The sequence below is a fragment of the Anaerococcus sp. genome, from assembly GCF_030825785.1.
Lineage (GTDB): Bacteria > Bacillota > Clostridia > Tissierellales > Peptoniphilaceae > Anaerococcus.
On the sequence record NZ_JAPJPG010000005.1, the window covers coordinates 1 to 12,684 of the forward strand.

Annotated in this window: 11 protein-coding genes; 1 reads left to right on the plus strand and 10 read right to left on the minus strand. The window is 32.3% G+C overall.

The genetic code is table 11. The annotated features are described in order from the left end of the window. The 8 genes from RCH56_RS01285 to rpiB form a co-directional block, all read right to left on the minus strand. The coding region (locus RCH56_RS01285) for a SurA N-terminal domain-containing protein (RefSeq protein ID WP_306483197.1) at positions 1-860 on the minus strand (860 nt) is incomplete at its 3' end. Beyond that, the gene (locus RCH56_RS01290) at positions 820-1,899 is read right to left on the minus strand and encodes a peptidylprolyl isomerase (protein WP_306483198.1); all 1,080 of its coding nucleotides are present in this window, start codon (positions 1,897-1,899) and stop codon (positions 820-822) included. The genes RCH56_RS01285 and RCH56_RS01290, both read right to left, overlap by 41 nt. Beyond that, on the minus strand, positions 1,889-5,401 hold the full coding sequence (gene mfd / locus RCH56_RS01295; RefSeq protein ID WP_306483199.1) for a transcription-repair coupling factor: 3,513 nt from the start codon (positions 5,399-5,401) through the stop codon (positions 1,889-1,891). Before mfd ends, RCH56_RS01290 begins: the two co-directional genes overlap by 11 nt. Further along, positions 5,394-5,981, minus strand: a complete 588-nt coding sequence (gene pth, locus RCH56_RS01300) for an aminoacyl-tRNA hydrolase (RefSeq protein WP_306483200.1) — start codon at positions 5,979-5,981, stop codon at positions 5,394-5,396. The genes mfd and pth overlap by 8 nt, the downstream gene beginning before the upstream one ends. Then, the gene (locus tag RCH56_RS01305; RefSeq protein WP_306483201.1) at positions 5,981-6,970 is read right to left on the minus strand and encodes a ribose-phosphate pyrophosphokinase; all 990 of its coding nucleotides are present in this window, start codon (positions 6,968-6,970) and stop codon (positions 5,981-5,983) included. The genes pth and RCH56_RS01305 overlap by 1 nt, the downstream gene beginning before the upstream one ends. Continuing rightward, positions 6,967-8,361 carry a bifunctional UDP-N-acetylglucosamine diphosphorylase/glucosamine-1-phosphate N-acetyltransferase GlmU gene (glmU, locus tag RCH56_RS01310; RefSeq protein ID WP_306483202.1) on the minus strand — a complete coding sequence of 465 codons (1,395 nt, stop codon included), beginning with the start codon at positions 8,359-8,361 and terminating at the stop codon, positions 6,967-6,969. Before glmU ends, RCH56_RS01305 begins: the two co-directional genes overlap by 4 nt. Before the next feature lie 3 nt (positions 8,362-8,364). Continuing rightward, complete coding sequence (gene deoD, locus RCH56_RS01315) at positions 8,365-9,084, minus strand: purine-nucleoside phosphorylase (RefSeq protein WP_306483203.1); 720 nt, start codon at positions 9,082-9,084, stop codon at positions 8,365-8,367. A 67-nt stretch (positions 9,085-9,151) separates the two neighbouring features. Continuing rightward, the gene (gene rpiB / locus RCH56_RS01320; protein WP_306483204.1) at positions 9,152-9,601 is read right to left on the minus strand and encodes a ribose 5-phosphate isomerase B; all 450 of its coding nucleotides are present in this window, start codon (positions 9,599-9,601) and stop codon (positions 9,152-9,154) included. 133 nt (positions 9,602-9,734) lie between these two features. Here rpiB and murC point away from each other — a divergent pair, with 133 nt between their 5' ends. Next, positions 9,735-11,123: a UDP-N-acetylmuramate--L-alanine ligase gene (gene murC, locus RCH56_RS01325; RefSeq protein WP_306483205.1), complete on the plus strand. Its 1,389-nt coding sequence runs from the start codon at positions 9,735-9,737 to the stop codon at positions 11,121-11,123. Between the two features lie 99 nt (positions 11,124-11,222). On the opposite strand, the gene RCH56_RS01330 is transcribed toward murC, so the two are convergent. Then, positions 11,223-11,573: a type II toxin-antitoxin system PemK/MazF family toxin gene (locus RCH56_RS01330; protein WP_015777905.1), complete on the minus strand. Its 351-nt coding sequence runs from the start codon at positions 11,571-11,573 to the stop codon at positions 11,223-11,225. Continuing rightward, on the minus strand, positions 11,563-12,684 hold the full coding sequence (gene alr, locus RCH56_RS01335; RefSeq protein WP_306483206.1) for an alanine racemase: 1,122 nt from the start codon (positions 12,682-12,684) through the stop codon (positions 11,563-11,565). The genes RCH56_RS01330 and alr overlap by 11 nt, the downstream gene beginning before the upstream one ends.

Here is a 12,684-nt window from a genome sequence, read left to right on the forward strand (position 1 = left end):
ATATAAATATCCTTTGCTTTGAGTAATAGATCATTTTCATTTTCATTATATGAATTTATCATAAGTATACAATACTTTCCTTCATGCTCAAATATATTGCTTATCTCATCTTTTTCCTTAACCTTAGATTCCAATAGTAGTTGATCGTTTATATAAACGAAATCGGAATTTATAATTGAGTAGTTCCTTGCATTTTTATTAAGGAATGATTTAAAACTTTTTGCATCTGTTATTTTATCTTTGATATTTTTAGCGACATTCTCATCATCGAATACCAAGACGTTATACTTGTATAGCCTATGAAGATTCTTATCTTTGTTATAAAATTCAACTACATATTTATCTTTAACCTTGTTCTTCTTAAGGTAGAGATCAAAATGAGCCTTCCTTATAGAATCATTATATAAGATATCATTCATAGAGTTTTCATTAAACCCTAAGGCGAGGATATTTGCCTTAAGTGAATCCTCACCATTTAGTTTATCTGAAATAATATTCTTTAAACTATTTGATCCATTATCATCTAATTTAATATTATTAGACTCTAAATCTTTTTTCATAACTTGATCTTTAATCATAGAGTCAACAAGTTCATCTCTTAGTATTTGATCATTAGTCTTCCCGTTTTTGCTCTTATTTTCTAAGTAAGATTCACCGTAGACCTTGCTATAATAGGCCTGATAAAATCTTAATTCTTTTGAATATAAATCACTCGAAATGGTCTTTCCATCAACACTTGCTATGATATTGCTAGTAGTTCTATCCTTACTATTACATGAAGTAAGTGTGGCAAATAACAAAAACGCTGTTAGTAAAATCTTACTTGTTTTCGTCTTCAGATTCTTTATTGTTTGCTTCATCTTTAGAATCTTCTACTTTTTCCTCTTTATCAGTAGTATCTTCTTCTTTTTCTGTCTTTACTTCAGTTTCTGATCCTTTTGCATCATCACTAGCGTCTTTTTCACTTGCATTATCAGTAACTACATTTGCATCATCATGCAATTTCTTAATGTAATCTGCATATTTTTGATCTTTGATTTTCTTAGCGATTTCTTCTTTAGAATCTTCGAAAGAATCTGTTATTTTGTTAACCTTAATTATATGATATCCGAATTGTGACTTAACTGGATCAGAAACTTCCCCTTCTTTCATAGAAAAAGCAGCATCTTCAAATTCCTTAACCATTTGACCTTTGGAGAAGGCACCTACAGCTCCACCGTTTTTAGCACTAGCAGTGTCAGTTGAGTATTCCTCTGCAAGCTTAGCAAAATCTTCTCCGTTATCAATTTTTTCTTTTACTTCTTTAGCAGTTTCTTCATCTTGAACTAAGATGTGAGATGCGTCAACCTTTACAAATTCATCTTTGTTATCTTCGAAATATTTTTTGATTTCATCTTCTGTAACTTCATTGTTAGAGTCGAACCATTCCCTATGTTTTTTATACATTAGGTCCTTTTTGAGAGTTTCTTTGAATTTATCTAAACTCATATTGTAATCATCTAGTGTCTTATCGAATTGTTCTTGACCACCAAAATTTTGTACAGATTGCATCAAAGCATCATCTACTTCTTTATCATCTATTTTAATATCATTTTTCTTGATGTCATTTGCAATTAATTTATCTTGTACCATCATAGTTACGATAGAGTTTTTGAGTTGTTGTTGGCTAGCCAGCATTGATGCATAGAAGCTTAGCTCTTCCTTATAATCATCCTTACTAATCTTTTCTCCATCGACTATAGCTACAGTTTTATCATCGAGTTTTTCTGTTTTCTTATCTTTTACTTCCTCTGTTTGTTCTGTTTTATTGTTCGCACCTTCTCCTGCATCTTTATTTTGATTACATCCTGCAAATAACAAAGAAGCCATTAACATCACTGGTATAATTTTATTTTTCATTTTTACTCCTTACTTTTTCGATTGTTTTTAATAGTTCATAGGTATCTAAGAGTTTGTTTCTAGATACTGGAATTTTAAACGCTGGATTAGTCGATAAATCAAGAGACATATCTCTTTCAAATGATTGATTAATCTCTGCCAATTCCTCAAAACTAAATGCATCCTTATTTTCGAAATATATGTTTACATTACCGCTTTTTTCTCTAATTTCACTAAATAATAATTCATCCGCCATAGATTTTATCAATGAAATGTACATTAAATTATCTACCATTATAGGTATATCGCCATATACATCTATTAAATCAGCGACTAATTCATCATAGTCTTCTTGATTTTGAATTCTTGCAATTCTATTATAAATCTCAATCTTTTGTGCTTGGTCTTCAATATAAAAGTTAGGAATATATCCATCGACCTTTATATCGATATATACATCAGATTTATCTTTGATTTCTACTTCCTTACCACTAGCTTTTTCTACTGCTTCTTGAAGGAATTTAACATAGAGATCATATCCTATTGCTTCGACATGTCCTGATTGGCTTTCTCCCAAAAGATTTCCTGCTCCTCTTAATTCTAGGTCTTTCATAGCTATTTTATAGCCTGAACCAAAATCTGAAAAGTCTCTTATAGATTTTAATCTTTTTTCACTAATCTCTGATAATATTTTTCCAGTCCTATAAGTAAAATATGCGTAGGAGGATCTATTTCCTCGCCCGATTCTTCCTTTAAGCTGATATAGCTGTCCAAGTCCCAACATATCAGAGTCATAGATTATTATGGTATTTACATTTGATATATCCATCCCGGTTTCAATGATAGTTGTCGATAGGAGAATATCTATCTCACCATCTATGAATTCAAGCATTGTTTTTTCAATCTGCTTCGGACTGATCCTCCCGTGAATTATCGCTATATTTGCATCAGGAACAAGTTCTATTAGATGATTGTAGAGTTTTTCTATATCATTAACTCTGTTATAGACAAAATAGACTTGACCATTTCTATTTAGCTCTCTTTCTATAGCTTGTTTAATAATACCATTATCATATTCAAGTACATAGGTATTTACAGGCATCCTTTCTTCAGGAGCTTCATCTAAAGTAGATAGATCGCGGATTCCTGATAAGGACATCTGAAGGGTTCTTGGTATCGGAGTTGCTGACAATGTCAAGACATCAAGGGATGATTTTAATTCTTTTAATTTCTCTTTATGCTTAACACCAAATCTTTGCTCTTCATCTATAATCAATAGGCCAAGATTTTTATATCCTACATCTTTTGATAGTAATCTGTGAGTTCCAATAATTAAATCAACCTTTCCTGCTTTCAGATCCTTAATTATTAGTTTATTTTTTGAACTAGGATTAAATCTAGAAATCACTTGAACATTGACAGGAAACTTATCAAAGCGTCTTTTTATGGTCTCATAGTGCTGATTCGCAAGAATTGTAGTGGGAACTAGAAATGCTACTTGATACCCATCCATAATTGCCTTAAAGGCTGCCCTTATAGCAACTTCTGTCTTACCAAAACCCACATCGCCACATAGGAGTCTATCCATCGGTTTATCAGATTCCATGTCTTTTTTTATCTCTTCTATGGATCTTATTTGAGAATAAGTTTCTTCATAAGGGAAAGAATTTTCAAACTCGTTTTGCCAAGTCGTATCTTTTGAGAAAGCATGCCCCTTAATTTTAGATCTTTTAGCATACAATTCAACCAAATCATCTGCTATTTCATCAACAGCCTTTTTGGCTCTTGCTTTAGCCTTTTGCCAGGTTTGAGTCCCCAAAGACGAAAGTTTTGGGCTTTCCCCTCTACTTCCTATATATTTACTTATTAGATTCATCTGATCTACTGGTACGAAGAGTTTATCTGTTCCTCGATATTCGATGACTATAAAGTCTTTTTCAATATTATTTACTTCAATTTTTTCAAGACCCTTATATATACCGATACCGTTATTTTCATGAACTACATAATCTCCAATATCAAGGTCAGAATAATTGATAATATCTCTAGACGAGGTCTTGTTCTTTGATTTTTTCTTTCGAGCCTTTCTTTCACTACCATAAATTTCCTTATGGGTAAAAACATAAAAGTCTAGATCATAAATATAATATCCGCTACTACTTGTAGCATTTGCGATTTGTATAGGGATTTTCTCGAAACTTTCACCTATGCCAACTTTTGAAACTTGCGTAAAATCTTTTTCTAAATACGCATCTATCAGCTGAAAAGCAGTTTTTTCATTACCTTCAAGTATTAATACCTTTTTGTCGCTATTAGCAAGTTCTATTGTCCTATCTATGAAATAATCTACTCGTCGATTGAAATTTTCTGATTCTATTGTTTTTATCTCTATAATTTTTCTAGGATTAAAGAGCTTTGATTTTTTTAGAATAGATGTTAGGTTTATTATTCTAAAATTATCTATTTGTTCATAAATATCATCAATCAGTATTCTTGCATGCTCAAAAGATTTGAAAACCTCATTATTCTCCATTTGTAGACTCAAGTCTTCGAGGAAATTTTCGTAAAAGTTATCATAGTCTTCTATAACTCTAGCAACATCATCAAAAAATATCAGACCACTCTTTGGGATATAATCTAAGAAACTAGAATAGTCATCCTTTCTATAGGGATTTACAAGGTCAATATTACTAACAAACATACTCTCTTCAATAAAAGCTGTAATTTGTTTATATTTATCTATGAGCTTCTGTCGATTTATTTCCTTTGAATCATTATCTAAAGACATTATTTCCCTGTTAATATTTTTTATCACCTTATCATAATCGTCTTTTGAATATATAAGTTCAGTAACAGGGCTAATTTCAGCCTCAGAAATCTTTTCTATTGTTCTTTGACTGTCCTTATCAAATAATCTGATGGAGTCTACCTCGTCATCGAATAGTTCAATTCTAACTGGATTGTCGTATGAAACGGGCCAGAAATCTATAATAGAACCTCTCTTAGCGAAGTCTCCCTTATTCTCTACAAGAGAATTAGCTGTATAGTTAAGATTTATAAGATTTTCTATGAAGTTATTAACGTCAATAATATCTTCATCTTTTATTTTAACAAAAGACTTGTTAAATCTATCTAAAGTGGTCAGTTTATTTGTCATAGCCTTTAGTGTAGTTATGACTATAAAGTTTTCTCCCTTAGCAAGCTTCGTTAGAACTTCCATCCTTTGAGAAAGCTTTCTATTATCTATTGACTTAATATTATAAAAATTAATATCCAAACTAGGGAACAAATATGCCTTATTTTCTATAATTCCGTTTATACTATCGAGATAAATCTCAGCCCTTTTTTCATTTTCTGCAATTATTACTAGGCTTTCTTTAAACTTTTCAAACAAAGCAAGGACTAAGTGAGGCTTGAAACCGTCAGTTAGTCCTGATAAATATATAGGTGAATAATCATCTATATTATTTTCTATTTGCTTAAATTGCTCTAAAGAGTTGATATTTTCTAATAATTTATTCATCAATATCTTCCACTAATCTAACAGAATTGTACAGATTCATTGACTTATCAATATTTTCTTCTATTATAGTTTCGATAGACTTGCTCGCTATATCAATTTCATTTCGTATTATTTCTGCTTCTTTTTCGCTAAATCCACTTAGGACAAAATTTGCCAAATCCATATATTCTGGTTTCTTTCCTACTGCTATCTTTATCCTTGGGAAAGAGTCATCTTGAATTTGATAAATAATGGATTTCATTCCGTTATGAGTCCCAGCTGATCCTTTTTTTCTTATCCTTATACTTCCAAAATCTATATCTATATCGTCGTAAATTACGATTAATTTGTCAGTATCAAATTTGTAGAAATTCTTTAAGTCCCTTACTGCTTCTCCTGAATTATTCATGTATGTTTGTGGTTTTACGAGCATGACTTTATGGCCAGAAATTGTTCCCTGACCATAGAGTGATTTGAATTTAGATTTTCTGACATCTATATTATGTTTCCTTGCAAGATAATCAATTGTCAAAAACCCAACATTATGTCTTGTATTTTCGTATTTTGATCCAGGATTACCTAATCCTACGATATAATACATTATCTACCATCCACGAATAGTCCACTTATTGATTCATAAGTATTAATTCTGTGAATTGCTTCAGATAATAAAGGAGCTATAGACATTTGAGTTATCTTATCTATGTTCTTATCTTCGTCTAGGGCTATGGTATCAGTTATTACTACTTCTTTCACATTTGATTTATTTATTTTATCAATTGCATCTCCACTAAAGACACCATGAGTCGCAACAAGATATACATCTTTAGCACCACTGTTAATTAAAAAGTCACCTGCGTTAGTAATTGTCCCTGCAGTGTCAATCATATCATCAACAATTATTGCATGTTTACCCTTAAAGTCTCCAATCACAGACATAACTTCAGAAACATTTGGTTTTGGTCTTCTTTTTTCAATTATAGCTATAGGAAGCTTTAGATAGTCTGCAAACTCTCTTGCTCTTCTAACTCCACCTAAGTCGGGGCTTACTACTACAAATTCATCTGGTCTATCATAAGCAAAATCCTTAAAATGAGTTGAAAGATGTCTTATAGCAGAGAAATGGTCGACAGGTATATCAAAATATCCTTGGATTTGTCCAGCGTGAAGGTCCATTGTAATAACCCTATCAGCTCCTGCTACTGTAAGCAGATTTGCTACAAGCTTCGCAGTAATTGGCTCACGACCTCTAGTCTTTCTATCCTGTCTAGCATATCCGTAATAAGGTATTATCGCATTTACGTATCCTGCTGATGCTCTTCTACAAGCATCAATCATAATAAGTAATTCCATCAAATTATCATTAGTAGGATTAGAGGTTGGTTGCATTATAAACACATCTTTACCTCTTATGGATTCATTTATTTTGATAGATATTTCTCCATCTTTAAATTTCTCAATATCTGCTTCAGTTAGTTCAACTCCTAGATGTTTAGCAACACTTTCAGCAAGTTTCTTATTAGAGTTACCTGTTAAAAGCTTCAATTCCCCTCTTTGAATATATGAGCCTCTATTACAATTTGATGTCATTTTTTCTCCTTTAATTTTTCTTGATCTCTTTTTTTCTTTTTATCTACGTAGCCTGCAATATTTTTTTGCTCTGCTCTCTCTATTGATAACTCTCCCTTATCAATATCTTTAGTAATAGTAGATCCTGCTGCTACATATCCTTCAGAAGCAATGTTTACTGGTGCTACTATATTAGAATTTGACCCTATAAAAGCACCATCTCCAACTACAGACCTATGTTTAAATTTACCATCATAATTAACAAAAATCACGCCACAACCAACATTAATATCTTTACCTAAATCACAATCTCCTATATAAGCCAAATGACCAGCCTTACAACCATCACCCATACTGGCATTTTTAACCTCAACAAAATTGCCAATGTGAACATTTTTATCCAAATGCGCCTTTGGTCTAAGATGTGAAAAAGGTCCAATATTACTAGATTCTTCCATGATAGATTTTTCTATTACAGAATTGTCTATTCTCACATTATTGTAAATTTTCGAATCTTCAATTCTAGATGATCCCTCAATCACACAATTAGATCCAATCTCAGTCTTACCTAGAATTTTCACATTTCCAGATATAACTGTGTCTTGTCCTATTATTACTCCAGGTTCAATTGTGACCGTATCTGGTGTCTCGATTATTACTCCATCAAACATGTACTCTTCATTTATTCTCTGTCTAAGAATTCTACCAGCCTCTGCTAGTTCCTTTTTGTTGTTAATTCCATAGAATAAATCAGCTTCCTCATTCATAAAAGCCATTGATTTTTCGTTTTTATTATGGAGAATTTCAATGCAATCAGTTAAGTATAATTCATTTTGGTCATTATCTGTATTTATTTCTTTTAGGGCATTTTTAAGAGAGGCTCCATTAAAGATATAAATACCTGTATTTATTTCGTTAATGTCTAATTGGTCATCTCTAAGATCCCTATGCTCTGTAATTTGCAAGAAATTTCCGGTTTTATCTCTTATTATTCTTCCATATCCACTAGGATCTGATACTTTGGTAGATAAGACAGAAACACTTGACTTATTTTCTATGTGTCTATCAACGAATTCTTCAAGTGCCTCCTTAGTTATAAGTGGTATGTCACCATTTAATACAAGCACCTCATCATTATCCTCTATATAGTCGCTACATAGGCTTACAGCATATCCCGTTCCGTAAGGGTATGCTGGCCCAATTTTCTGCTCTATTATCTCACACGTATCGAACATTTTACCTATAGCTTCTCTGTTCTTACCTGAGATGATAATAGTTTCAGAATTTTCTAACTTACTTGCTTCATAAACATATCTAATTATTTCTTTATTAAGTAACTTGTGAAGGACCTTGCTTGTAGATGATTTCATCCTAGTTCCTTCACCTGCTGCCATTATAATAACTTTTAACATATATTATTCCGGTGCCACTTCTAGAGCAAGTTCCATCATATTTGTATATGAAGTTTGCCTATTCTCAGCGCTATCAGCAACATTTTCGACAAGTGAATCACTAATTGTGAATATTCCTAGACCCTTTTTACCGTGTTTCTTGGCTGCCATAAATAGGCCGTATGATTCCATTTCTACACATAAAACGCCATATTTCTGTAGGTTCTCAAAAACTTCTTTTGGCATATCATTGTAAAATTGATCTGATGAGTGAACTTGTCCACAGTGGGTAGTATAGCCTAATTCATTTGATTTTTCATAGGCTTGTAATAATAAGTCGAAATCTGGTGTTGATGAAAAATGTATATTTCCAAATAAATTATCATTAATAGATGATTCAGAACAAGCTGCTGATGCAATTACAATATCGTGTAGTTTCACATCTTCTTGCATGGAACCTGCTGTTCCTACTCTAATAATAGTATCTACATCATAGAATTGAAATAATTCGTTGTAATAAATCATTGATGATGGAATTCCCATTCCACTTCCCATAACAGAAACTCTTTTTCCCTTATAGTAACCTGTATATCCAAGCATTCCTCGAGTTTCATTAAACTGAGTAACATCCGTTAAGAAATTATCTGCAATATATTTTGCTCTAAGAGGATCTCCTGGCATTAATACTGTCTTTGCAATTTGATCAGCACTTGTTGCTGATATGTGTGGTGTAGGTATACTCAAATTTATCTCCTTTAAAATATTCTCACTTATATAATAACATTTTTTATGAAAATTTAAAACAGAACTCCTAAGCTTTATTGGATTTTTCTATATCCATAATTTTATCTACTCTTCGTTGATGTCTTCCGCCTTCAAATTTAGTATTGACAAATTCATCCACAATCATTCTACATGTTTCAGAGCCTATGACGCGAGCTCCCATACATAGGGTATTAGCATTATTATGGGCCCTACTCATCCTTGCTGAGTAAGCTTCAGAAACGCACGCTGCCCTAATACCCTGAATCTTATTTGCTGAAATACTCATACCAAGTCCAGTACCACAAATTAAGATAGCAAAATCAGCTCTTCCTTCAATCACCTCGGTACAAGCCTTTTTTGCATAATCGCTATAATCTACAGACTCACTGTTGTAAGCTCCTACATGATATACCTCATGCCCAAGCTTTTCTAATTCATCCTTTACTACTTCTTCTAAATCAAGACCTCCATGGTCATTTCCTATTACATATTTCATATTCTCTCCTTTGCTATTAATATACTTTTAGCTAAATTCTAATCAATTATTAATATCAATTGACTCACTTTATTATATAAATATGGTATAATAAAAACACCCATACAGTATAGATAATAACTAAGGAGAATATATGTTTAAATTTGATTTAGAAAGACATGATTATAAATACATTCATTTTATAGGAGTAGGTGGCATATCAATGAGCGGCCTTGCTCAATTGCTTTTGGCTAAAGGTTATGAAGTTTCTGGTTCTGATAGGTCAGATAGTAAAATTATCAATCATCTAAGAGAACTTGGAGTTAAGATATCAATAGGACAAAAGAAAGAAAATATAACAAATCCTGATCTAGTAATATATACGGACGCTATCTTAGATGATAACGAAGAATTAATAGCTGCAAAAAAGCTTAATGTTCCAGTTGTAACAAGAGGAGTTTTCCTAGGTGCCTTGATGAGAAACTATAAAAATTCTATTGCAGTATCTGGATCTCACGGTAAGTCTACCACAACTTCTATGATTTCTAAGATTTTAATGCACTCTGATAAAGACGCTACTATCCTGCTAGGTGGTGAATTAGATGAAATGAAGGGTAATGTTAGGGTTGGTAGTGAAGAATACTTGGTAACTGAGGCTTGCGAATATAAGGGAAATATCAGATATTACTATCCACAAACATTAATAGTATTAAATATTGACGAAGACCACCTAGACTATTACAAGGACCTAGCCGATATTGTAGATACATTTAGAGAGTACCTAACTAACCAAGATGAAAACTCAATGACTATTACAAACTTAAATGAAGAAAACAATAGATTGATTTTTGATTCTGTAAAGGGAAAGTTAATAACTTACGCACAAGAAAACGATGAAGCCGACTATTGTGCTTTCAATATAAAGTTTGACGAAATTGGTAGACCAAACTTTGACTTAAGAATGAGAAATGGTGACGTTGAACATTTCGAATTAGGTGTTATAGGAAGACATAATATCAATAATGCTATGGCTTCAATCATCGCCACATATGAAAATGGCATAGATGTTGAAACTATTAGAAAGAATATCCTTAAGTACGAAGGGCTCGATAGAAGAATGCAAATCATAGGTGAAGTTGATGATGCGACGATAATGACCGATTACGGCCACCATCCATCAGAGATTAAAGTTACCCTAGACGCCTTAAAAGAACATACTAAGGGCCGTCTTATTTGCGTATGGCAACCTCACACCTACAGTAGGACCAAGACATTGTTTGACGACTTCTTGACTTGCTTCGATTCTAGTGATGAAGTGATTATAACCGATATTTATGCTGCAAGAGAAAAGTTTGATCCAAGTATTCATTCAAAAGATGTTGTTGATGCTTTAGTTAAACAGGGAATAAATGCAAAGTATATTGGTGAGTTTGAAGATTGTAGGGATTATATTTATAAGGAAATTAAAAAAGACGACTTAGTCCTCACCACAGGTTGTGGAAACCCAGATGTTTTGGCGAGAATGATTGTCGAAGATAAGTAGATATTAATTTTAAAATAGAGCTGTTACAAGATTGAATACATGATTCTAATGAAAGGGTAATATTCATTCTCTAACAGCTCTTTTATGTATTATGTAAGTTTAATTATCAACTAAATCTAATGATATTGCCATAGCTTCATCTATTTTTAGCATTATGTCGTGATTGAAGCTACCTATTTTCTCTCTTAATCTTTTCTTATCTATTGTTCTAAGCTGTTCCATCAATGCTACGCTATTTTTGGGAAGTCCGAACTCGTTACCCTTTAGTCTAACATGGGTGGGAAGCTTGGCTTTATTAAGCTGACTAGTCACAGGAGCAACTATAATAGTTGGTGAATATTTATTTCCTACATTATTTTGTACAACAATAACAGGTCTAACACCTCCCTGCTCACTACCGACGACAGGAGATAAGTCAGCATAAAAAAGATCCCCTCTTTTAATTTTCATACAGTTCTCCTAAATAATTATCTACCTCAACAATTTCCCCATCTTTTATGTAAACCCTAGTTAATCTCATATCGAAAGATGTCATTAGTTCATAAGGTATTGTTCCAATCTTATTAGCTTCTTCGTAAATGTCTGGGTATAGTATCACCTCATCTTCTATTTTACAGTCGATATCGCTTACATCGACCATGATCTGATCCATGCATATCCTACCACAGACTTTGGCAATCTTACCCTTAATTAATACTTCCCCAATATTGGAAAAAGCCCTAAAATATCCATCAGCATAGCCTATGGGAATAGTCGCAATCTTCATCCTATCTTTGGCTATAAAGCTTCTACCATAGCTAACTGAATCACCAGGGTTAATATTTTTTACAAATGATATTCTGCTTTTTAAAGAAAAAACTTGTTCTAGCTTAATATCTTCTCTTTCCTTTAAATAATCAGAAGGATAAATGCCATACATAGCTATTCCAATCCTATCTATATCACTATTAATATCATGATAAATAGATGCAGCCGAATTTGCTATATGAAATATTTCAATCTTAAATTCGTCACTAAGATTTTCTCTTAGCCTTTCAAACTTTTCATATTGCTCATGTGTAAAAGTCTTATCTTCTTCATCTGCTGTTGAAAAATGGCTGAAAGCTCCCTTTATTTTTAATTTTTCTAGCTGTTTTAGCTTAAGAATTCTATCAAATTCGAATTCTCTAAATCCTAGGCGAGAATGCCCAGTATCTAAAGCTATATGAACATTCAATAAACCGTCTATACTCTTATTTATCCTTTCCGCATAAGATAAGTCATAAACGGGGATTTCAATATCATAATCTACACATCTATTTGCTTCTTCTATACTAACAAAACCCAATATCATTATAGGTTTTGTAATGCCAGCAATTCTTAGGTTTTTAGCTTCAAGGAAATTAGCAACAGCAAAATATGATACTTGGTTTTCTATGTATTTAGCAATAACAGTTGCTCCCAATCCATAAGCATTTGCCTTGACTACAGCACAGATATTTTTATTTTTAGATATTTTTTTTATATTTTCGATATTTCTCTGTATTTTATCTATATCAACTTCAATATAATTAGTAAACAT